The organism is Fulvivirga lutimaris (genome assembly GCF_009711525.1).
Taxonomy (GTDB): Bacteria; Bacteroidota; Bacteroidia; order Cytophagales; family Cyclobacteriaceae; genus Fulvivirga; species Fulvivirga lutimaris.
Genome location: NZ_SMLV01000380.1, coordinates 1 through 25,217, shown reverse-complemented (window position 1 = coordinate 25,217; position 25,217 = coordinate 1). Strand labels below are relative to the sequence as shown.

Genomic DNA, 25,217 nt, shown 5'->3' with positions numbered 1-25,217 from the left:
ATTCTTAATATTTCTTTATGTTTCTTATGAGTTAAGCTTCGATGAACATATTGATGAAGGAGAGAATGTTTATCGACTGGCTGCAGATTTCACTTTAGATGGACATAAAGATGTTTATTCGAATGTACCCAGGCCATTGGGTGCTGCGCTGGTTAGTGAGTACCCCGGGATCACTTCTTCTGTTAGACTTTTTGGCTATAGCGGTTTACAGGTACATGAGGGGGTAATTTGGAATAAAAATGAAGATTACATTACTGCAAAGAATGCCTTTGTAGTTGATAGCTCGTTTTTTCAAGTATTTAGGTTGCCATTGATTTCAGGTGATTCTGCTACAGCCTTGAATGAACCCAATTCTATTGTTATTTCTGAAACTGTTTCAAGAAATCTTTTTGGTGATCAACCTGCTTTAGGTAAAAGGGTAAAACTTCAAGAAGAAAACGAAGCTGTAGTAACTGGTGTGTTTAAGGATATTGATAAACCAACATACATTCCTTTTGATGTACTGATTTCCTATAATACATACTTTGACTATAACTATGCTGAAGATATCTGGTATGGAGCTCATATCTATTCTTATGTGAGAACAACATCATCTTTCAAACCGGCAGATGTTAATGATCATTGGCAGCCATTCTATGAAAAGTATATGAAGGAGACTTTTGATATTTTAAATGGCGAAGCAGAAATCATTTTCCAACCTTTAACAAGCCTTCATCTTGCACCTGAACTCATTTGGGAGCCTTATGATCATGGTAGCGAGCAAAATGTATATGTGTTTGTAATAGTTGGTGTATTTCTCTTAATAGTAGCTTGTTTTAACTACACCAACCTGGCATTGAGTAAATCATTGTCAAGAGCCAAAGAGGTGGGTGTGCGCAAGGCTCTCGGTGCAAGTAGACAAAGCCTAAGCATACAGTTTATTTCAGAGTCTATAGTTACGGCTTTAATAGCTGCAGTAATTTCTATATCATTCATTATCGCTATACTTCCAACATTCAATCAGCTGGTAGGGCAGGAGTTGACTATCAATTTTATTGAAAACCCAATGTCACTGTTCATCATCATTAGTATTGGTATTGTTGTTGGAATAATTTCTGGAGTTTATCCTGCATTCCATATTTCATCATTGGAGGCAGCTAGTATTTTAAAGGGCTCAACTACAGATAAAAATGGCAGTAATCTGACGGTGAGAAAAGGACTAGTGATGTTTCAACAGGCCATTTCTTTATCGCTTATCATTTGCACTTTGGTAGTTATAGATCAGGTAACATTTGTTAGGCAAAGGGATATTGGTTTTGATAAGGACAATCTGGTTTTGATTCACTTAAAAGATGAGGCCATAAGAAGTAAGATTAAAACGTTTCAACAAGAGGTCAGTGAAATTCCTGAAGTGCAGAATGTAACTCGAATGAATGATACACCTATGAGTGGGCTTAATGAATTTAGCTACCAGGTGGAACAAAGTAATGGTGAGTTCCAATCTATACCTACCCAGTTGTTGGAAGTTAGTGATAACTATCTCGAAACCATGGATATCAAACTTCTGGCTGGCCGAACTTTCATTGAAGCAGATACTAATTATAGAAGTGTTTTGATTAATGAATATCAAGCAGCTTATCTTGGCTATACTCCGGAGGATGTAGTAGGAGCCAGGTTCAAATTCCCTGAAGATACTGAGGAGCGAACAATCATAGGTGTTGTCAATAACTTTTCAATGGGCTCAGCAACTGACCCTCTTAAAAGCCTGACTATGTCTTATCACAATGGTGGTAGAAGGTACATGGGTATCAGGGTACAGGCTGAAAACCAGGCTGAGGCTATTGAGAAAATTGAGACATTGTGGAAGAGTTATGGACCGGCATACCCTTTTGAGTATACTTTCATGGATGATGAGCTGGATTCACTTTTAGGCAAGGAAGACCGCCTTTACAATCTCCTGGTCTTTGGATCTATCCTCATCATTTTTGTTTCGTGTCTCGGCCTTTTCGGACTGGTTTCTTATACGGCCTTACAAAAAACCAAAGAGATAGGAATAAGGAAGGTGCTTGGTGCCAATTCGTTTACCCTTTTCTATACCCTTATTCAAGATTTTATAAAATTACTATTCTTTGCTTTTGTCATAGCTGCAATAGTATCCTGGTATTTTGGTAAAACATGGTTAGACAATTTTACTTTTCGAACAGACTTTGATTGGTCTAATGTGATTATAGCTGCATTAGCGACTATTCTTATTACTCTTTTCACCTTAAGTTATCATGCACAGAAAGTTATTAGTGCTAATCCTGTGGATAGTTTGAAAGAACAGTGAGGGTTAATTAATAGGAGGCCTAGGAGTTAATTTTTCGACATAAAAAAGACAGGTTTTAAGCCTGTCTTTTTTATGTTGTCGGGATGACTGGATTACAACCCTTTATCATATATTATTGAATATCAATATGTTATAAGAACTTCAATTTTTGAGGGCCACGAATTGGAGCCATACGTTTTGATTAAATATAAAAGTACTGAATAACCTGTTCAAATTGAACAAAATTGGCGCTATAATCACTTAATCTATGCCCTGATGTTCTGTAAGAAGTCAGCTTAGCTATTTAAAAAAGAAGTGAATTTAATGCCCAGTTATTAGGCAAACGTTTGCAAAAAGTTTACGAAAAGGTTTGCATTTATATTTATCTTTTATAAATTGGTCGACCAGTTGCTGGTTAACTAATTTATTATGGCTACAGATTTATTAAACAACTTCAATGAAATTAAGGTCGAAAGTCCTGCCGACAAGATCATTCAACAGATTAAAGAACTAATCTCTTCTGGCCAATTGAAGCCAGGTGATCGCTTGCCTTCTGAGCGCCAATTGAGTGAAAAGTTTGGTATCGGTAGAACATCGGTTCGCGATGCATTAAGGAAGCTCGAGTTCTACGGAATATTGAAAACATTACCACAGAGTGGAACCGTGGTCGCAGGATTTGGAATTAATGCTCTTGAAGGACTGATCACAGATGTATTAAAGCTAGAGGGTACAGACTTTCATTCGCTTGTAGAAACTAGGGTTCTGCTGGAGACCAATTCGGCAAAATTTGCTGCCCAAAGAAGAACAGAAGATGATATAGTCTCTATATCAAATGCCCTGGATTCCTATGAGAAGGCGGTAAAATCAGGTAAGCCTGCTGTAGAAGAAGACTTGCTATTCCATTTAACTATTGCTGAGGCAAGTAAAAACGCTGTTCTGAAGTCATTGATGTTAATAGTAACGCCAGACATTCTAACTTACTTTAAAGAGAATGATGTATGTAGTGGTAATAAGCCACTTTCGGCTTTAGAAGATCATCATATTATACTAGATCATATTATAAATAAGGATTCAAAAGAGGCTGAGCTCTCTATGAGAAAACACCTTAATGATATATTAATTTTTTCCAGTAGTAACCTTAACCCTAAATAAATGAAGAAAAAAAAGCAAAAAAAAATGGATTAACAAAATGCTAATCCATTAAACAAGTAGGTCGTATACATGCCGTTCGTTCGCTAAAAAGATCAGCCTGATTGAGCCCCTTATCCTCTTCAAAGATAGATAATAGCTCAATTAAAATCAAAACGTATACTAGGCCTGCCTGTCGAATTTTAATCTATACACTATCAAAAACTTTAACCCATTATGATGAAAAATTTTACGCAATTGCTGACTAGGTCAGCGGGTGTTGTTTTTCTGTTTCTTATCACTTTCAGTGCATATGGACAGCAAAGTACAATATCAGGCAAAATTATTGATGAAGAAGGAGCCTCCTTGCCAGGAGTGTCTATTCTTGTCAAAGGTACAAGCAGAGGTACGGTTACTGACGTTAACGGAGATTATTCGTTATCTGCTTCAAGTGATGAAACACTTCTAGTTTCTTTTATTGGTTTTACCACTGAAGAAATTCAAGTAGGTAACCGAACGCAGATCGATGTTACCTTAATGGTAGATGTGCAACAACTTTCTGAAGTTGTTGTAATTGGTTATGGAACTCAAAAGAAATCCACAATCACCGGTTCCATTTCCAAAGTCGAAAATGAAAAATTAGACCAGATAGCAGTGTCCAGGGTGGATGATGCGCTTATTGGCCAGGTATCGGGTGTTAATATTCAAGCTACTAATGCCGAGGCAGGCGCTGCTCCAACTATAACCATTAGGGGGTTTGGGTCTGTGACTGCCGATTCTGGTCCAGCGGTGGTTGTAGACGGAGTGGTTGTGAGTTCTGATTTCCTTGGAAACATGAACATGAACGATATTGCTTCATTCGAAGTATTGAAAGATGCGGCTTCTGCAGCCATATATGGTAGTGAAGGTGCGAATGGTGTGATTATGATTACCACTAAGGCCGGTAAAGCGGGTAAAACGAAGTTTAGTTATGAAACTTTTTTGGGCTATAAAGAGGCATTTGGTAGTGATGATTATAAAAAGAGTCTTAATGACTGGGCTGCTAAGGAGCAGGCAGAAAATGGTGAATTGAGTGAGCAAACGCAGCATGCACTTATTATTTCTCAAGCTGCTGGAGGATTAGACCGTGATTGGCAAGATGTATTTTTCGATGGTGGAATAATTCAAAGTCATGCGCTCTCTGCAAGAGGAGGGTCTGATAATACCACATTTAGTACTTCTCTTAAATACCTACACGATGAAGGCGTTGTAATCACTGATGATTTTAAACTTTTGACTGGATCCATTAAAGTAGACACTAAACTGAATGATAAATTCGAATTTGGGGTGAGTGCTACACCGTCTTATACTAAACAAAGACGCCTTCCAACATCTATACACAATCCAATTAGACAGTCACCATGGTTGCCAATTTATCATACTGAGGCTACACTTGCCTTGGTTAATCAAGATGACCCTGATGGTGCAAAATATTATCCAGACCTGGTTCCTGGAGATTATGCAAGAGAAGATCATTTCGGCCCTATCGATGTAGACGGTGATGGTGACTTAGATGCTACTGCGCGTACCTCAGGAGATCAGAATCCATATGCTCAATATGTAGAAAGAGAGCATTATGATATTACCACAGCTTTGTTGGCTTCTACTTATGTAAGTTACGAAATCATTGAAGGATTAACCGCAAAAACTCGTTTGGGAATAAGCCTTGATCAACGTAAAAGAAGTCGCTGGGATGGAAGTCAGTATCATCACAGTAATTCGGCAGAGTATTATGTTCAAGATAGAAATAGAATAAGAGTTATTTCTGACAACTTCCTAACTTATAATAAAGGTTTTGGTAAACATGACCTTAATGCCATGATTGGTCTGACTATCCAGGAGAGAACCACTGATTATAATCAAGTGGTTGGAACAGGATACAATAACGACTTATTGAAAAACTTAGCAGGGGCCACTTCAGTATCTGAGCAGGTAGAGAATAGACTTGTTCGTAGGAAAATAGGATATTTTGGAAGGGTTAATTATGCATACAATGAAAAATACTTACTGAATGCATCATTCAGACGAGATGGTAGCTCTGTATTTGGGGTGGACTCTAAGTGGGGAAATTTCCCAGCTGTATCGGTGGGTTGGAATGTACACAATGAGGACTTCCTAGCTACCAATGATATATTAAGCATAGTAAAATTAAGAGCAAGTTATGGTCGTACTGGAGCTGAGAACTTTAGCGTAGGGGATGATATTGTCAACACCTGGCCGTATTTGGCCCTATTAAATAGTGCGAATGCTGTAGTAGATGGTAATGTTGCAGGCGGTTTTACTCCACGTAATGTTGCAAACACGCTGCTACAATGGGAGGCCTCAGCAGAACTTACTGTTGGAATTGACTATGGTTTATTAAGTAATAGGATTACAGGCTCAATAGATTATTATAATAGAGTAAGTGATAATTTACTTCTTTTAAACCCGGTTTCATATGGTACTGGCTTCAATAGTGCAATCGTGAATTTGGGTGAGGTGAAAAACAGCGGTTTTGAATTTGAAGTGAGATCCAAGAACCTGGTAAAAGGAAACTTGAGATGGAGTTCTACCTTAATTGCGTCAACCAATCAAAATGAACTTACCGCTTTTGGTGATTCTGATGGTGCACTGCTTGAAGATACTTTTGGTAGAAACTCTCAATGGATCAACCTGGTAGGAAACCCTATATCCTCTTTCTATGGCTATGTAGTTGACAGAACAAAGCCAATACCTGATCAATATGTAACCACTCCTTCTGTTCCAATAAATGGTCAAGGTGAAGATGCTGTTGTTCTTGATTTGAATGGTGATGGAATTATTACCGATGCGGATAAGACAATATTAGGTAATCCTTATCCTGATCTAATTTGGAGTATTACTAATGATTTCAGCTATAAAGGATTTGATCTTTCATTCATGATTCAGGGAAGTTATGGTGCTCAGGTGAAAAACATAGGGGATCAATATTTCTATACTTGGTGGCAAGGTGCTACAACAAGTCCACAGCAAATGGTTGATGATGGATTTATTTCACATACTTCTTTTGTACAAGAAAAGGTGCTAACTGATCAGGTTGTTCAGGATGCAAAGTATTTGTCACTAAGAAATGTAAACATTGGCTATACACTACCTAAGGACTTGGTATCTAAGGCAGGATTAACTGGAGTAAGAGTATATGCATCTGGTCAGAACCTTCTATATCTCACATCTGACGAGTACACTGGGTTTAATCCGGAATACATCGATAATGATAATAATCCAAGACAATACGGGTCACAAAGAGCTGGTACTCCAATCTTTAAGACTTTCACTTTTGGTCTAAATGTTGACTTTTAATCTAAAATGACTAAGACTATGAAACTTATAAAATATTTAATGTTCGCACTTATAGGAGGAATTTTCTTCTCCTGTGATGTTGACGAGTTCCTGAACCCTTTACCTGAAACAGCGGTGACAGCGGACACTTACTTTCAATCAGACGAAGATGTGCTATCAGGAATTATAGGAATATATGATGCCATTCAGGGTGTTAACGAAAATACAGATGGAGATGATGTGTCCGTCAATAGAGGAATACAATATGAATACCTACTAACCGAGCATCGAACGGATAATACAAGAAGTGCAACTCTTGAGGGATCGCGTGCCGATTTTCATAGGTATTTAACTGATCCTGTTAATACCCAGTCAGAAGACTACTGGGCTTCAATGTATGATATTGTTTTTAGAGCTAATAATATCCTTGATTTCATGGATGTAGCTAATGCCGAAAATGTTGCTAGTTATTCTGCTGAAGCCAAATTTTTAAGAGCATATGCATATTTTAATTTAGTTAGACTATATGGTGATGTACCATTGATCACTGAGGTTGCTATCCCGGATGATAAAGAAACACTCTACACCAGAGTTGATGTCGCTACTGTATATGCTCAGATTGTTGAGGACTTGCAAGAAGCTGTTGGTGCCTTAGATAATGCTCATAGATCGAGAGCGTCTAGGGCTGCGGCACAAGGATTGTTGGCAAAAGTTTATTTATCACAACCAACCCCTAACTATCAAGAAGCTCAGGCTTTATGTGAGGCGGTAATGGGCGGAGGAGAATATTCTTTGATGCCAAATTTTAATGATGTTTTTTATTCAGAGCTGAATGACGAAATTATCTTCTCTATTCAGTACATGTCTGCTAATCCATTGGAAAGCCAAGGGTTTTCAGCAGAATTTACATCAGCCATTAGACAAGGACAGCAGGACGGGCTTAATATTCCAAATGATAATTTAATAGCAGACCTAAATGCTTTTGGAGGCAATAGAACTGCAACAAGTATCACTAATGTACAAGGCTCAATAGAGGTAGCTAAATTTTTGCCTGATGGAAATGATTGGACTAATGATTATGGGGGAAATGCTAGAAATGCAGGTAATGACTGGATAATCCTCAGATATTCTGACATTCTTTTGATGCATGTTGAAGCAATAATGGGTGGTACGCCTTCAACAAGCAATGCAGCTGCAATAGCATCTTTTCAAGAGGTTAGAAATAGAGCAGGTTTGACCACTCCAGTCACCTCAATATCTCAAAATGATTTACTACTAGAAAGAAGAGTTGAATTTGCCTTTGAAAATCAGAGGTGGTTTGACTTACAGCGTTTTGGTGTAGCAGATGCAGTACTAAGTGCTCACGCTGCTGAAATGGGATACACAGATTATAGTGCAAGGGCTTTGCTGCTTCCTATTCCAGCAAGAGAAATTAATTTAAGTGGTGGTCTTATGACTCAGAACCCATAAAATATTTGATCATGAAAAAATTATTAAGCAATACTTTATATAAAGCTGCTATGCTGTTGTTTGGTTTGGTTGCTATAGGATTTATAAATGGATGTATTGAGGAAGAATTGCCTGGTGCAGGTTCTATTCCTGATGAAATTCCACCTAGCGCAAACTTTTCGTATGCCTCTGATCCTGAAGATTTTAGGGTAACAAATTTTACGAATCTCTCTACTGAGGCCTTGTCATTTGTTTGGGATTTTGGTGGCGGAAATACTTCAACTGAAAAGGATCCAACATTCACTTTCAGTGGAGAAGGGAAATATGCTGTTACATTAACAGCAACAGATGGGTTAGGCGTGAGCAACGCTGTTACAATTGAAGTATCAGTACAAGCTGGTCCTTATCAACCCATTATAATGGAGCCTGGATTTGAAGACGGACAGTTAGAGGGCGGATCTGGCGATGGCCGTGATTCATGGAGAAACAACGATTTAGGTGGAGTTATTCAAATTACTGGCAGCCCTGTTGTTTCAGGGGATCAGGGAGCCAAACTCCCTGGCGGAGGAGATAAAAGAGTTGGGTATCAGGAGATCATTGTAGAACCTGAAACTAACTATGATATCAATTTTATTTATACCATGCTAGCCGAACCTACAGGATATATTACAGTTGATATTCTTGATGTTGAAGCCAATGGTGGAACATTCACATCTCATGCTGATACTCAGGCAACATTGCTTGGATCTGTTACTGTAAATGATCAGGATGATCCTGAGACTTATGTTGCTGCTTCTGTCTCTTTCAGCTCAGGTACAACTTCTAAGATCGCTATCTATTTCTACAATGATGGAATTGCTGAAGCAAGATTGGATGACTTTACTATTGAAATCGGCCGAGCTGGTGCAGTACCACCATCTGCTTCTTTCTCAGTTGAACAAAGTGAATCAAACTTCCTTGAATATTCATTCAAAAATAGCTCTCTAAATGCAGCTACTTATGCTTGGGATTTTGGTGATGGTAACACTTCTACAGAAAAATCTCCAACACATACTTATGCAGAGGCTGGCGTATATGCTGTCACTTTAGAAACAAAAAGTGAAGGAGGACTAACTGCAGACTTTAGCACAAACATTGATATTCAGGCCCCTGTAACCGCGGCTTTCACCTATGAAATTGATCCAGATGACTATAAAACATATACGTTTACAGACGCATCTGAAGATGCAGTAATGCTGCTATGGGAATTTGGCGATGGTTATCAATTTACTGGAATGAATCCGGTTCACGATTATGCAGAGGATGGAGTGTATACAGTTACTTTAACCGCTTATAGTGTAACTGGTAATACTGATGTTGCCTCCGAAGAGGTAACTGTGGCTCAAGGGTTTGTTGTAAAAGTACTCAATGGCACATTTGATGATCATACAGCAAGTACTGGTGATAATGCTGATTCCTGGGACATGACACCAAATAGCACCATCTTAGATGAAGGTGGTAATGAAGTTCCGAGCCCATATGCGGCATTATGGAATAACTCAGCCTTGAATGACTACATAGATGCCACATATTGTACAAATGAACAAATTGGTAGTACAAGTGATGGAAACAATGGAACAAGAGGAGGAAAAATAAGTGACCCTTGTCGTAGGCTTTACCAGGTTGTTGAAGTTGAACAGGGGGTTGAGTACACTTTTTCTATTGATACCCGCTCTGAAGCAGAGGGCATTAATACCGAGGTGTTCATTCTAAATACTGAAATCACTACTGAGGCGGGTATTGATGCTTCTAAGAGTGATCCTGCAATAGATGCGTACTTCGATATCACTAATGACTTCAATACAGACAAGACTGTCTTTACTACAAGCACTTTTACATTCACCCCTTCTACGAATGAGATTGTGATTTATGCAAGGGCTTTGAATGCAATTGACAGTAGTAATGAAGTGTTTATAGACAACGTAGAAATCACAGAAAACTAATAGTAAATTTCATGAAGCTCAATAATAGCTACCCGAAGAAGTCTTCGGGTAGCACTTATATCCTTGCCTTTTTACTTACCTTTTTCTCATTTGGCTGCAATGGAGAAGAAGAAACTCCTGCTCCTGTGGTTAATCCTCCGGTAGAGGAACCAGTAGAAGAGCCTGAAAATAATTCAGGACAAGAAGGAGTAGATTTTTTTCTGCCTAATATCAACTTGGGAAATTGGAAGGTGACTTTGCCTGTACCAAGGGCAGATGGTAAGGCTTTAGAAGTTGAGCCTCCTGAAATTCTTGAGTATGCTACTAATGAAACCTTGCTGCCATTTATGTACAATGACTCTACTGATGGTTCTTTAGTGTTTTATACGTACCCAGGATCTACAACAGCAAATACATCATATTCAAGAACCGAGCTAAGAGAGCAAATGGTACCGGGCAGTAACAATACGAACTGGACATTTGATCAAGGGGGAATCATGAGAGGTATGCTTTCAGTTCCTGAAGTTTCTACAGATGCCGGAGGAGATTTTCACAGAACCATGATTATGCAAATTCATGGGCGCTTAACCAATGAACAAAGGGACTTGATTGGTGAGGACGACAATAATGCACCACCAGTTCTTAAAATCTATTGGCAGGACAATAAGGTAAGAGTAGTTACAAAAAAGCTAAAAGATTTAGACGCCACCTATGAGGAGTCTCTTCATACCTCAGCCTGGACAGATAATGAAAGTAAATACTTTGCCAGAGAAGTAGGCACAGAAAAATTCACATTGCAGGTTGAAGTATCCGCTGGAAAATTAGTCGTGACCATGGATGATGATGAGTCTTTCGTGTTTGACGATGTACATATGGAAAAATGGGGAGTCTTTGAAAACTACTTCAAAGCAGGAAATTACTTGGGCACTAATGATGAAGGTGCTTTTGCCAAGGTAAAATATTATTCACTAGAAGTCACACATCCATAACATGACATTTAAAAAATTAAGTTACTTCTTCGTTTGGTTTACTATATCTACCTTTTTCTCCTGTACTCAGGAGGAGAAGGGGATATTGGTTAACAATATTTCAGAGTTTAATCAGGCTGTTCCAAATCTCAAGCCTGGAGATAATTTAATACTCGCTGATGGAAAATGGGAGAATGTAGAACTGAAGCTAATAGCTAAAGGTACTGCGGAGGCTCCAATAATAATGCGAGCTCAGACGCCTGGTAAGGTAATCATATCAGGTCAATCCAATCTTAGAATATCAGGAGAATATATCGTAGCCTCAGATTTGGTCTTCAAAGATGGTTTTACTCCAACAAGTGAAGTAATAGCTCTGAGAACTAGCAAAGAGGCATTGGCCAACCATACCAGAATTACCAATTGTGTAATTGATGGTTTTAACAATCCTGAAAGATTTGATGCAGATACCTGGGTGTCAATTTATGGTAAGAACAACCAATTTGATCATAATACTCTGATTAATAAAGGTAATCAGGGAGTGACTTTTGCCATAAAAATGAATACTGAGGCAAGTCAAGAAAATGGCCATATTGTAGAGTATAACTATTTTGGGCCGCGTCAGGTGCTCGGATCAAATGGAGGTGAAACTGTAAGAATTGGAACCAGCCATTACTCAAGAAAATATTCTAACTCCATTGTAAGGAAGAATTATTTTGATCGATGCAATGGTGAACACGAAATCATTTCCAATAAGTCTTGTGGTAATGAATTTAGAGACAATGTCTTTTTTGAAAGTCAGGGAACGCTCACAATGCGCCATGGTCATCATACCCTGGTAGAAAATAACTACTTCCTTGGAAACAGAAAGCCAAACACTGGTGGAATAAGAATTATCAACGAATATCAAACTGTTAAAAATAACTACATGGCCGGCCTTACTGGCTACCGATTTAGAGGGGCGTTGGTTATCATGAATGGTGTGCCCAACTCGCCTATTAACAGGTACAATCAGGTGGTTGACTCTAAGATGGAGGGAAATATAGTTGTTGATAGTGATTACATACAACTATGCGCGGGAAGTGACGAGGAAAGGTCGGCTGTTCCGGTTGGCACTACCTTTAAAGACAATATCATTATGGGTAAAACCAATTTGACCCCATTTACTATTTATGATGATGTTTCAGGAATTGAATTCAGTGGTAATATAATGAATGAAGAAGCTACGCTTCCATTACCTGAAGGATTTACTAAAGTAGAATTTAGTCTATCAAGAAATGAAAATGGACTACGGGTTCCTAGCCAACCATTAATTGAGAAAGCAGGTTTTGAGAGTATTAAACTGCCAGTGTCAAAAGATGAAACAGGCGCCAATTACTATCCAAAAAATGACATTACAACTACGTTTGGTTCAGGCAAAATGGTGCAAGTAGCGCCTGGAGAAAACACCATTATTGAGGCACTCGAAACTTCTCAACCGGGTGATGTACTTGAATTGGAAAATGGTGGCGAGTACTTGCTTACCAAATATGCATTTGTCAATCATACTATCACAATTAGGGCTAAAGAAGGCTCAAAAGCTCTCATTAAATCTGAGAAATCAAGCTTCTTTAAAATTGAAAATGGTGGAGCACTGCTTCTTGATAACATCCTTGTTGATGGTGCAGAGTCTCCTGATCAGGCCGGGAATAATGTGATAAGTACAAGCAAATACAGCATGAATCAAAACTATGCACTGGTTGTGAAAAATTGTGAAGTAAAAGACTTAGACAAGAATCACACATTCGATTTTCTGAAGATTTACAAAAACACTTTTGCTGATTCAATACAGATTATCAATTCAAACTTTAAAAATGTTACAGGATCGATATTAATATTAGACACAGAAGTGGAGGACTTAGGTATTTATAATGTTGAGAATGTAGCTATCCTTGACTCTAAGTTTGAAGATGTACAGGGCAGTATAGCCAATATTTATAGAGGCGGTACAGATGAAAGCACCTTCGGTCCTATTACTTCCGTAAAGGGTGTTGAAATAACAAATTCTGGCAAAGGCAAGAGAAATAAAATTGGTGCAGTACTTCGTTTTCATGGAGTTCAGACACTAATTATCGATAGTGTTCAAATTAGTGATAGCAAAGGTGTTGACCTGTTTATGACCAATGGCGAACCTATCACCAAGGTGTCAAATGTTACATTCACCAATTCAGCTGGCCTAAAAACCAATGGTGAACCTTACGATTCTGAAAACATAGTGGTAAACAACAAATGAGATTTATCACCACCATATCGCTAGTAGTTGTTTTCATGAGTTCATACGCTCAGAACCATCCTAATCTGATTTTAACTAAAAAGGGGGTTCAATCAATGAGAGCGGAGCTTGGTAGAGCTCCACTATTTGACGAGACGTTTCAAACAGTTAAAGTCCAAGTTGATGATGAGATCGAGCAGGGGATTGATGTGCCGGTACCCAAAGACATGGCCGGTGGCTATACACATGAAAGGCATAAAGCCAACTTCTTTGCAATGCAAAAAGCGGGTGTTTTGTTTCAGATTACTCAAGATGTAAAATATGCTGAATACATTAGGGACATGCTTTTAGCCTATGCTGAAATCTACCCTACACTTGGTAAACATCCAGAAGAGCGATCTTATGCTCGCGGAAAGTTTTTTTGGCAGTGCTTAAATGATGCCAACTGGCTGGTTTATACTTCCCAGGCTTATGACTGCATCTATGATTGGTTAGATAAAAAAACAGTTAAGAGATTAAACGAAGATCTATTCCGACCATATGCAGAATACATTTCAATTGAGAATCCACAGTTCTTTAACCGCATCCATAACCATAGCACCTGGGGTAATGCTGCGGTAGGTATGATTGGTCTAGTAATGGGTGATGAAGAGCTTGTGAAATGGGCTTTGTACGGATTGGATGTAAAAGTACCAGGAGATATAGTAAGGGATAATGATGGTGGGGCTATCAGACTTGAAGGTCAGGATGAAGCTGGTTTTTTTGCTCAGTTAAATCATGCTTTCTCTCCTGATGGATACTACACAGAAGGGCCATATTATCAGCGCTATGCTATGTATCCTTTTCTGATTTTCGCTCAGGGTCTTACAAACATGGAACCCGAATTAGAAATCTTGAAATACAGAAATGGGCTATTAATAAAAGCCGTTGATGCGCTCATCAATCAGACCAACACTGCTGGAGAATTTTTTCCAATTAATGATGCCCAAAAAGGAATGTCCCTTAGCTCCAGAGAGTTGGTCAATGCAGTTAGCATGGCTTACTTCTATGGAGGAAATGACCCTCAGTTACTGTCAATCATCAAAAATCAGGGCAGAGTCCCACTTAATGATTCGGGTTTAGGTGCTGCAAAGGCTATAGCTGAAGGCAAAGCCAAACCTTATCAATATAAAAGTATGGAATTGACTGATGGTGCTAATGGCGATGAGGGAGCAATTGGAATTATCCGAAATGGTGATATCACTTTAATGATGAAATATGCTAAGCATGGCATGGGTCATGGACATTTCGATCGTCTTGGATTCTTACTGTATAATGGAGCTGATGAGGTTATCCAGGACTACGGGTCTGCCAGATGGGTCAATATTGACCACAAAGATGGTGGAGGATATCTTAAAGAAAACTCAAGTTGGGCTAAAGAGACTATTGCGCACAATACACTTGTAATTGATAAAGACTCTCACTTTGATGGTAATGTAAAAGATGCAGATAAGACATCCGGAACACCTTATTATTTTAATGCTGAAAACTCTCAAGTTCAGATTGTTTCTGCCAAAGAGTTAAATGCATATCCTGACATCAGTATGCAAAGAACAATGGCCGTTCTGGATATTGATGAGCTGGAAAACCCGTTGATAGTTGATTTATTTTCTGCGCAGGCACCTACAGGGACAAGATACGATTTACCCATGTACTATATGGGGGAACTCATGTCTTCCAATCAAAAATTCCAGACCAATAACGAGCTTGCCCCAATGGGTAAAGAATCAGGATATCAACATCTATGGCTTGAAGGTCAGGCAGATTTAAATGGAGAGATGTTCAGCATGACATGGTTTAATAAGAAGAATTTCTACACGGTAACGTCAACATTCCAAGAGGGAGATAAAGCGCTTTTAACTAGAATTGGAGCAAACGATCCCAACTTCAATCTACGAAGAGATCCAGGCCTTATTCAAAGACGAACAGGTGGAAATACACTGTTTGCAAGTCTATATGAGACTCACGGAATGTATAGTTATTCAGACGAGATTCCTATTAATTCATTCACCTCAATTTCAGGGCTAAAGGTATTACACCAATCTGATAAGTATGTGATTATTCAATTTGGGTTAAAGACAGGGGAGAAGTATCAGTTTGCTTTTTCACTAGTCAACGATAGTGAGGTTGCAAAACACACTGTACAAATTGATAATTCATCAATGACATGGACAGGAGTATATGACTTTAAAAAAATCGATAAATAAGAACATGGAAAGAAACAGTAAGAAATACATCCTAACAGAAAATATGGAATGGGAAGAGCTTGGTGGTGGTGTATCCCGCAAGTTTTTGGGTTATGATAACCAGATAATGATGGTGCAGGTAAAGTTTGAGAAGGGTGCTGTTGGCTCGCCACATCATCACTTTCATACTCAGGCTACCTACTGCGCTGAAGGGAAATTTGAGTTTGAGATTGATGGTGAGAAACAAATTGTAAAAGCCGGAGATGGTGTTTACATCCAACCCAACTTGGTCCATAGTGCTGTATGCCTGGAGGCAGGTATGCTAATCGATGTATTTAGCCCTGTTAGAGAAGACTTTCTGGATGGGTCGACAGTATCATATTTTGGTAAAAAATAAGGTTGATAAAAGTAAACGGGGCAGATAGCTTATGAAACTAAAAGGATTAAGGTGGTGGGTCATTACATTGATATGCCTGGCAACAGTTATCAATTACATTGATAGGACAGCTTTTGGTGTAATGTGGCCAGAGATGGGCAAGGATTTGGGAATGGATGAATCCGATTATGCAATAATGTTAAATGTGTTCATGATTACATATGCTGCAGGGAAGTTCCTGGCTGGAAGGCTGTTTGATATTATTGGCACAAGACTTGGGTTTGTCGTTTCAATTGTTGTTTGGTCAGTTGCATCCATTTTCCATGCTTTTGCCAAGGGGTTGATTTCTCTGACAATGTATAGAGCTTTCTTAGGGCTTGGAGAGGCAGGGAATTGGCCTGGAGCAGTAAAAAGCAATGCAGAGTGGTTTCCAGTAAAGCAACGTGCTTTAGCTCAGGGTATTTTCAATGCAGGTGCATCGTTGGGTAGTGTTATTGCTCCTGTTCTGATTGCTTTTTTATATGCTCAATTCGGATGGAGATCAACTTACATCATTATAGGAGCTATAGGCTTGCTATGGGTTATTCCTTGGCTAGTCATTAATAAAGCCAAACCCGAAAGCCATGCATGGATTACTGATGAAGAGAAAGAACTTATTCTTGAGGGAAGAATAATAAAGGAAGAAGATAGCAAGGAGAAAGGACTTAGCGTATTCCAAATCTTAAAATTCAGAGAGTCTTGGGGTGTATTAGGAGCACGTTTTTTCATTGAGCCTATTTGGTGGCTCTTCGTTGGCTGGATGCCATTGTACCTTCATTCAGAGTTTGGTTTTAGTATTGAAGATATTGGTTCTACTATCTGGATTTCATACATAGGAGGCATGGCAGGCAGTCTTGCTGGTGGCTGGTATTGTGGTAAGTTAATCGAAACAAAAACTGTAGACCAAGCGAGGAAAATCACTATTTCTATAGGTGGAGGGTTAATATTCCTTGGACTAATGGGAATCATTTTCCTTGTCAATGCTAATAATCCAATGACTTTCATCTACATAACTGGTGTAGTACTCTTCGGATTTCAATTTGCCATTGGCAATATACAGACCATCTCAAGTGATTTATTCAAAGGCCCATCAGTAGGTACACTAGCTGGCTTGGCAGGTACAGTAGGTGCTGTTTCAGTTATAATTATGAACTGGCTGATTCCACAAATAACTAGTTTGTCCTATACACCAGCATTCATAGTAATAGCCATTTTGGCACCATTTGCTGTGTTTTCAATTGTATGGGTAATAAAGAAAATAGAACCAGTAGAAATAAAATATAATTCAAGAATATAACTTTAAAACAATGGGAAATTTAAATAACAAAGTAGCAGTTGTAACGGGTGGAGCTCGAGATATAGGGCGTGCCGTCTGCGTAAAATTAGCTCAAGAAGGAGCAAAAGTAGTGGTGAATTATTTCGATAGTGAATCAGATAGGGATGAAACTATGGAGCTAATTAAATCAGTGGGAGGTGAAGCTATTGCAGTGTATGCAGATGTCACTAAGCAGGCCGATATTGCCAACATGGTTGCCAAAACGAAAGAGGCTTTTGGTGATAAGATTGACATACTTGTAAATGTTGCGGGGGGTCTTTTTGCTCGCAAAACTATAGATGAAGTAGATGAGGATTTCTATAACCTGATAATGGATGTTAACTTCAAATCAACAGTTTTTGTAACGAAGGCTTTCAAGCCGCTGTTTAATCAAGGTGGATCAATTGTCAATTTTGCATCTCAGGCAGGAAGAGATGGTGGAGGGCCGGGAGCCTTTTTATATGGAGCCTCAAAAGGTGCAGTATCTACATTTACTCGAGGTTTAGCAAAGGAACTAGGACCACAAGGGATTCGAGTTAACGCCCTTAACCCAGGAATGATCGCGACTAAATTTCATGATGATTTTACAAAGGATCAGGTTCGTCAGAATGTAGCTAATGCTACTCCACTAAGAAGAGAAGGAAAGGCATGTGAGGTAGCAGATTTAGTAGCTTACTTGGCAGGACCAGAATCATCTTTCTTAACAGGAAATAATGTAGATATAAATGGAGGTTTAGCATTTTCTTAAAGGTAATAATTAATGAAAATAGTAACCTTTGGTGAGCTCTTAATGAGGCTCTCAGCTCCTAAGTATGAAAAACTGGCTACTGCTCGATCTCTTGATATAAACTATGGTGGAGCGGAGGCCAATGCCGCCATTTCATTGTCACAATTTGGTAATGATGTGAGCTTTATAACGGTTCTGCCAGATAATGATTTGGGGCATGCCGCATTGAGAGAGGTGCGAAGTTGGGGAGTTGATACAAATTACTGCCAGTTTAAAGGCGATAAAATGGGATCCTATTTTATGGAGCATGGTGTTTCAATAAGAGGAGGTGAAATTATTTATGATCGTGCTAATTCATCTTTTAGTGAAATTGATGCCAACACTTTTAACTGGGAATATATACTCAAAGATGCTGACTGGTTTCACTGGACCGGTATTACGCCTGCCTTATCAAAAGGCGCAGCAGCAGCTTGCAAAAAGGCCATTGATGTAGCAGTAAAAAAGGGTATTAAAGTTTCCTGTGACCTCAATTATCGCAGTAAGCTATGGAAATATGGGGTAGAACCGAGTGCAATAATGCCTAAACTTATAGAAGGGTGTTCTATCATTTTGGCAAATGAGGAAGATACCTCGGTCTATTTGGGTATAACCCCAGAAGAAAAGGACTATAAGTCTATCAAGGGGTTTGGACAGAGAAGTGTTGAGTTTACGAGTGAAAGCCTTATTAAAAAGTTTCCAAAATTAGAACTGGTGATAAGTACATTACGCGAAACTATTTCAGCGTCTAGCAATAGATGGTCTGGGGTTGTATATGACGGCTTTAAATACACAAGAAGCACAACAATAGAAATAGACAATATAGTAGACCGAGTAGGAGGAGGAGACTCATTCTTGGCCGCATTTATACATGGGTTTAACAAATTCACAACAATGGATGAGGTGCTTGATTTTGCAATAGCAGCATCAAGTATAAAACTTACGATTGATGGTGATTATAATATTGCCTCAGAAAATAAGGTTTTGCAGTTACTAACTAGTAATAAAACAGGAAGAATTAGCCGATGAGTAGATTTAACAGAATAGAAACGGTGCTTAAAATGGATGAGACAGGTTTTGTGCCCGTCTTTTATCATAGTGATATGGACTTTTGTAAGGAAGTATTGAAAGCTTGCTATAATGGTGGAGCTCGTGTTTTTGAATTCACTAATAGAGATGATTTTGCTCATGAAATATTTAGAGATCTAAATCTTTGGGCTATCAAAAATTTACCTAATATGATATTAGGTATAGGCTCAATTGTTGATCCGGCAACTGCTGCTTTATACATCCAACTAGGAGCAAATTTTGTAGTTTCACCGATAGTCAATCCTGAGATTGCAAAAGTTTGTAACAGAAGAAAAATTGCCTGGATGCCTGGATGTGGATCTGTAAGTGAGATTTCTTATGCGGAAGAGTTAGGGGCGGAAGTGGTTAAGATATTTCCTGCTGAGCAGGTTGGTGGCCCAGCCTTTGTTAAAGGTGTTAAAGGGCCAATGCCCTGGACTAGAATCATGCCTACAGGTGGTGTTTCACCAACAGAGGATAATTTAAAAGGTTGGTTTGAAGCTGGGGTCACTTGCGTGGGAATGGGTTCTCAGTTGATTCCCAATGATCTTTACAAAATCAAAGATTTTAATGGACTTGAATCAAAAGTGCGTAAATGTATCACACTTATAAGTAACGTACGAAAATCTCTAGATAAGTAGGTTATGCACCTAATTTCAAAATTGACATTGGCCTTCTTAATAACGATGTTGACTAATCCAATAAATGTTAATGCGCAGAATTTTTTTGTGACCAACGTTGGTGAATTTGACGTGGCAGTTGAGCAGGTAGAGCCGGGAGGAAAAATTGTCCTTGCAAATGGAGTTTGGGACGATGTACATATAGGTTTCTTTGCTAATGGAGTGGAAGGAGATTCTATTACTATCATGGCGGAAACTCCTGGAGAAGTTATTTTCACAGGTACTTCTAAAATAGAATTGGCTGGTAATTACCTAATTGTGAAGGACCTTGATTTTAATGAAGGATACTCAAGCGGAGATGCTGTAATTAGTTTTAGAAGAAACTCTAATGATGTTGCAAATCATTCACGAGTTACCAACTGCAGAATTATTAATTACAACCCGGAAACGGATGCTACAGAGTACAAATGGGTTTCCCTCTATGGTGAGCACAATAGAGTTGATCACAGCCATTTTGAAGGTAAAAACCATGAAGGAGCATTGTTAGTAGTTTGGCTATCGGGTTCTGCGAATCATCACAGAATTGATCATAACTATTTCGCCAACATTCCTGAATTGGGAAGAAACGGTGCTGAAACCATACGAATCGGAACCAGCGACAATAGCATGACTGAGTCGAGAACTACTGTTGAATACAACATGTTTGAATCTTGCGATGGCGAGATTGAAATAGTATCAAACAAATCAGGCTTCAATGTTTACAGGTACAACACCTTCAGAGATAATGAGGGGACTTTAACACTTAGACATGGTAATGACTGTGAAGTTTACGGTAATTTTTTCTTTGGGGGTGATAAGAGCTCTGGTGGTGTAAGGATTATAGGAGAGCGTCACAAAGTGTACAATAATTATTTTCAAGGACTTAAAGGTGATGGCTTTAGAGCAGCAATATGTATGACAAATGGTGTTCCTGATTCACCACTAAATAGATACTTCCAGGTTAAAAATGCTGAAGTTGTTCATAATACAATTGTGAATTGTAAAGAACCAATTGCCATTGGAGAAGGAAAATCTGATGAACTTTCTTTACCCCCAATAAATAGCACAATAGCCAATAACCTCATAGATAAGACTATTGGCGGTAAAGCCATCACCTATACTGATACTCCTATAAATATGGAATACCTTTCAAACTATATCAATGGTACAGTTGGTATTTCTGCAACTGGTATCATAAATGAAGATCCTTTAATTGTCGAAGAGGAAGTAATCTTTAGACCGGCCTCTGAAAGTCCGGTAATCAACAATGCAACTGGAAATTTTGAATATGTAATTCAAGATATTGATGGACAGAATAGAGATAATTCTCCTGATGTCGGCTGTGACGAGAAGTCATCTTTGACCATTGTCAATAAACCATTATTCAAGGAAGATGTGGGTTTTGATTGGAGTGTTGATGATTCTATTACTTCAATTGAAGAATCTTCCCAATCAAACATATTTATTTCAAGTAATCGAAATGAAGTAATTGTTCATGGAATAAGTTATGAGCAGTTTCCAGTAAGGCTCATGTTATATGATACTACTGGAAAAAGGGTTTATGATAATCAGGTTAGTGGTGATACGGTTAGAGTAGAGGATTACAAGGGTGTTCTAATTGCCATTATACTTGATGGATCCAATCAAATATTAGCCAAGAGCAAGGTCATTCTGAGTCACCAATAGTATGAAATCATTCCTGAAGTTTATTTTGGCTTTTGGCCCAGGAATTTTTGCCATAGGGTACACCATTGGTACAGGCAGCGTGACATCCATGATAGTTGCAGGAAATTCATTTGGAATGGACTTGCTGTGGGTGCTTTTGTGTAGTTGCCTGTTTTCAGGTGTGCTTATCTATGTTTCTGGTACCTATTATCTCTTTACTGGAGAGACGGCCCTTTTTGCAGTTCGGAAGCACATACCGTTTGGAAAAGCAATAGCAATAGCAATTATCTTGACCGTTGGCATCGGTCAGTGGAACTCCTTAATTGGTATTTTGGGAATTACTTCCAATGTCATTTTTGAGATACTCCTCATTAATTTTCCGGTAATCGAAAGCCACAAATATTTTGTGGTACTGACATTGGCAATAATAATGATAGCGGTTTTCTATTTTTTGTTGATAAAAGGCAACTACTCGATCTTTGAAAAAGTGTTAACTCTGTTTGTTTCCATTATGGGGTTATCATTCATTTTTACCCTCTTTTTTGTCTTTCCTTTACCCTCTGAAATTATTGTAGGGCTAATCCCTAAAATTCCTAAAGTTGAAGGCGCGGGTATTCTTATTGCAGCTTTTGTGGGTACAACTATGGCAGCTGCTACCTTTTTATCGCGTCCCTTATTCATTCAAGGAAAAGGTTGGACTAAGTATGATCATATAGTCCAGAAAAATGACGCGATTATAGCAACAGTTTTGATTTTACTTATCAGTGGATCAATCATGGCAGTAGCTAGCGGAAGCTTGCATGGTAAAGGCATTGATATTACTCATGTGCTAGACATGTCAGGCGCTCTGGAACCGTCAGCTGGAAAGTTTGCTGTCAGTATATTTTTTGCAGGAACATTGAGTGCAGGTCTGTCCTCAATATTTCCATGTCTGATGATCGTGCCACTAATGTTGGGAGATTACAACTTCGGTAAATTGGATGTATCCTCTGGTCGATTTAAACTTATCACCGCGATAGCAAGCATTTTGGCACTCAGTGTACCAATATTCGGTTTTAACCCTATACAAGGGCAGATATTTACTCAGGTGTTTAATGTATTTGGTCTACCATTAGTGGTTTTGAGCTTTTTAATTTTGTGGAATAGAAAGCACATGAATCTTCCAGGTAGCAAAGTTGTCATCAATATTATTATGGCTGCTGCTCTGGTATTTTCAATTATTATAATGGTAAACGGATTAATTGATATTTTTTGAACATTTGGTATGTGTAGTGGTAATGATAATTTATCAAATCAACTGATTTGAACAGCATATCTTAATTTAGAAATATAAGGCCTTGACTCCAGACAGACTAAAATACCTCAAACAACTAGCTCAAAAATTTCCAACAAGAAGTGAATTAGGTAAGGAGATAATGCTTCTGGAATCGGTACTGTCTCAACCAAAAGGATCGGAGCTTTTTATTAGCGATGTACATGGTGAGTATGACTCGTTTCAGCATATGATCAGAAATGGCTCTGGTATGATCAGGCAGCGATTGGTTAAGATTTTTGGTGAATCAAAATCAGAAACAGAGCTCAAGTCCTTGGCTTCATTGATCTACTACCCTGAAGAGAAGCTGAAAGTACTAAATCTCAATAAGGAAAGTGTAAAGAGTACACTTCAGGATTTAAGCCTCTTGGCGAAAGACTTTTCCAGCATTTATGCCAACAGAAAATTAGCAAGGCTTATCAACAGTGCTTATAAGGCTATTATCCTAAGTTTGGTTTGTGCCGACTATTCAAATAAGGACAAAAGAATTTATAATAATCAGCTCATCGATACAATCATTGATATTGAAGAGTCTGAGGCAATAATTATTGAGATTTGCAGATTCATTCAAAGGCTATCTATTCATTCCATTCATATCATTGGTGACATTTATAATCGTGGGCCGGCCGCTGAAAATATCCTTGATGATTTATTGGAATATGATTCTGTTGATGTCCAGTGGGGTAATCATGACATTGTATGGATGGGAGCAGCATGTGGTTCTTTGGCCTGCATTGCCAATGTCATTAGACTTTCCCTCAGGTATGGTAATACCAGTACGCTGGAGAAGGGTTACGGTATTAACCTTATTCCGCTGGCATCATTTGCTCTGGAGCATTATAAAGAAGAAGAAAGTATCCATTTTGATCCAAAGGTTGATCCTGAAGAGTTGATTAATACAAGTGAGAAATTGTTGAATCGCATGATGCATAAGGCCATTAGTGTGATTCAGTTTAAATTGGAAGATCAGCTAAAAATGCGACAACCCGGGTTTAATATGAATGATCAATTGATATGGGAAAATATCGATTTTAAGACCTTTCAGATTGAACTGGAGGGAAAGAAATATGAACTACACGATAAGTTGTTGCCGACCGTAGACCCAAATGCACCTCATGAACTATCTTCTGAAGAGCAGGATTTAATGAATGTTTTGGAGCTGGCATTTAAAGAAAGTGATAGACTTCAGAGACACGTTAAATTTTTGATTGGAAAAGGAGGTATGTATAAGGTTACTAACAATTGCCTTTTATATCATGGTTGTATTCCGTTGAACGAGCAGGGTGATTTAAAAGAAGTTGACCTTCTTGGACAGAAATTGAAAGGTAAGGCCTTACTCGATTTTCTGGATGCTAAAGTTCGTGAAGCTTACTTTATGGAAAGCACTGACAAGGAAAAGCAGCTGGCTGTGGATATCATTTGGTACCTGTGGTGTGGACCCGATTCACCGCTTTTTGGAAAAAGTAAGATGACCACTTTTGAGCGGTATTTCATAACAGATACAGAAACGCACAAGGAAAACAAGTCTTATTACTATCAATACAGGAACGATGAATCTACTTGTGATAAAATATTAAATGACTTTGGTCTTACTGATGAGAATGCCATTATTATAAATGGTCATGTGCCAGTGGTTGCTAAAGGAGGAGAAAACCCTGTGAAGGCCAATGGTAAATTGTATGTGATAGACGGTGGATTTTCGAAAGCTTATCAGAGTAAGACAGGTATAGCAGGTTATACTTTGATCTTTGATCAAAAGGGAAAGCAGCTAATATCACATATGGCATTTGAGTCTAAACAAAAGGCTATCGATGAAGAAATTGATATTCAGTCTTATGAAACGCTTTACTCACCATCTTCAAAGGTAATCAGAGTTAAAGATATTGATGATGGACCTTCTTTAATGGAATACATAGTTGATTTAAAAGAACTGATGATTAACTATAAAAGAGGTAAGATATCCGGAACTAAACTATGATTCCCATCACCAAATTCCTTTGAGCAATTGTCGTCAGTGAAGATCAAATGAGCTTCAAGGTATTTTAATTATAACACCTATTAAAAATATGAATGTATCATAATTTATTATAAAAAATCATATTTCTTACATCACCTATTGTTAAAATATAATTTGGCTTACATTGCGCGAAATTGTTCACCGCAATCGTTTGAAATAGTTGAAAAACACATATATTAAACTTCTTGACGACCTCGATAGAGGTCACTATTAATTTAGTTCATTTTAGTACAAATAGCAGCAAATTAAATGATTGTAAAATATTGATAATCAGTAAATTATATGCAAATTATATTAAATAACATGTTCACCGAATTGTTCACCTAAGTGATGACAAATATTATATATATTGGATTAGTAAGGAAATAAAAAACCCTCTAAAAATATTATTTAGAGGGTTT

16 protein-coding genes are annotated in these 25,217 nt (G+C 38.3%); all 16 read left to right on the top strand.

What is annotated here, in order from left to right; translation table 11 throughout:
- On the top strand, nucleotides 1-2,308 hold a 2,308-nt coding region (locus tag E1140_RS11405), incomplete at its 5' end, for an ABC transporter permease (RefSeq protein WP_155183429.1).
- Nucleotides 2,309-2,716: 408 nt separating this feature from the next.
- Entirely contained in the window at nucleotides 2,717-3,439 is a 723-nt protein-coding gene (locus tag E1140_RS11400; protein WP_155183425.1) for a FadR/GntR family transcriptional regulator, read from the top strand.
- 216 nt (nucleotides 3,440-3,655) lie between these two features.
- On the top strand, nucleotides 3,656-6,772 hold the full coding sequence (locus E1140_RS11395; protein ID WP_155183423.1) for a SusC/RagA family TonB-linked outer membrane protein: 3,117 nt from the start codon (nucleotides 3,656-3,658) through the stop codon (nucleotides 6,770-6,772).
- A gap of 18 nt (nucleotides 6,773-6,790) precedes the next feature.
- Nucleotides 6,791-8,221, top strand: a complete 1,431-nt coding sequence (locus tag E1140_RS11390) for a RagB/SusD family nutrient uptake outer membrane protein (protein WP_155183419.1) — start codon at nucleotides 6,791-6,793, stop codon at nucleotides 8,219-8,221.
- A gap of 11 nt (nucleotides 8,222-8,232) precedes the next feature.
- Nucleotides 8,233-10,182, top strand: a complete 1,950-nt coding sequence (locus E1140_RS21950; protein WP_155183416.1) for a PKD domain-containing protein — start codon at nucleotides 8,233-8,235, stop codon at nucleotides 10,180-10,182.
- A gap of 11 nt (nucleotides 10,183-10,193) precedes the next feature.
- Nucleotides 10,194-11,150, top strand: a complete 957-nt coding sequence (locus tag E1140_RS11380; RefSeq protein ID WP_155183413.1) for a polysaccharide lyase family 7 protein — start codon at nucleotides 10,194-10,196, stop codon at nucleotides 11,148-11,150.
- A gap of 1 nt (nucleotide 11,151) precedes the next feature.
- Nucleotides 11,152-13,398, top strand: coding sequence for a polysaccharide lyase 6 family protein (locus E1140_RS11375; protein ID WP_155183410.1), 2,247 nt, complete (start codon nucleotides 11,152-11,154; stop codon nucleotides 13,396-13,398).
- 35 nt (nucleotides 13,399-13,433) lie between these two features.
- Entirely contained in the window at nucleotides 13,434-15,623 is a 2,190-nt protein-coding gene (locus E1140_RS11370; protein WP_221412683.1) for a heparinase II/III domain-containing protein, read from the top strand.
- Between the two features lie 4 nt (nucleotides 15,624-15,627).
- On the top strand, nucleotides 15,628-15,999 hold the full coding sequence (locus E1140_RS11365; RefSeq protein ID WP_155183404.1) for a cupin domain-containing protein: 372 nt from the start codon (nucleotides 15,628-15,630) through the stop codon (nucleotides 15,997-15,999).
- 31 nt (nucleotides 16,000-16,030) lie between these two features.
- Entirely contained in the window at nucleotides 16,031-17,314 is a 1,284-nt protein-coding gene (locus tag E1140_RS11360; RefSeq protein ID WP_155183401.1) for an MFS transporter, read from the top strand.
- A gap of 10 nt (nucleotides 17,315-17,324) precedes the next feature.
- Entirely contained in the window at nucleotides 17,325-18,080 is a 756-nt protein-coding gene (locus tag E1140_RS11355; RefSeq protein ID WP_155183398.1) for an SDR family NAD(P)-dependent oxidoreductase, read from the top strand.
- Between the two features lie 12 nt (nucleotides 18,081-18,092).
- Nucleotides 18,093-19,124: a sugar kinase gene (locus tag E1140_RS11350; protein WP_155183396.1), complete on the top strand. Its 1,032-nt coding sequence runs from the start codon at nucleotides 18,093-18,095 to the stop codon at nucleotides 19,122-19,124.
- Nucleotides 19,121-19,804: a bifunctional 4-hydroxy-2-oxoglutarate aldolase/2-dehydro-3-deoxy-phosphogluconate aldolase gene (locus tag E1140_RS11345; RefSeq protein WP_155183393.1), complete on the top strand. Its 684-nt coding sequence runs from the start codon at nucleotides 19,121-19,123 to the stop codon at nucleotides 19,802-19,804. The genes E1140_RS11350 and E1140_RS11345 overlap by 4 nt, the downstream gene beginning before the upstream one ends.
- A gap of 3 nt (nucleotides 19,805-19,807) precedes the next feature.
- Nucleotides 19,808-21,508, top strand: coding sequence for a polysaccharide lyase 6 family protein (locus E1140_RS11340; RefSeq protein WP_155183390.1), 1,701 nt, complete (start codon nucleotides 19,808-19,810; stop codon nucleotides 21,506-21,508).
- Nucleotide 21,509: 1 nt separating this feature from the next.
- The gene (locus E1140_RS11335) at nucleotides 21,510-22,742 is read left to right on the top strand and encodes an NRAMP family divalent metal transporter (RefSeq protein ID WP_155183386.1); all 1,233 of its coding nucleotides are present in this window, start codon (nucleotides 21,510-21,512) and stop codon (nucleotides 22,740-22,742) included.
- Between the two features lie 82 nt (nucleotides 22,743-22,824).
- A complete protein-coding gene (locus tag E1140_RS11330; RefSeq protein WP_155183383.1) occupies nucleotides 22,825-24,777 on the top strand; it encodes a fructose-1,6-bisphosphatase in 1,953 nt (650 codons plus the stop codon).
- The last annotated feature ends 440 nt before the right edge of the window (nucleotides 24,778-25,217 follow it).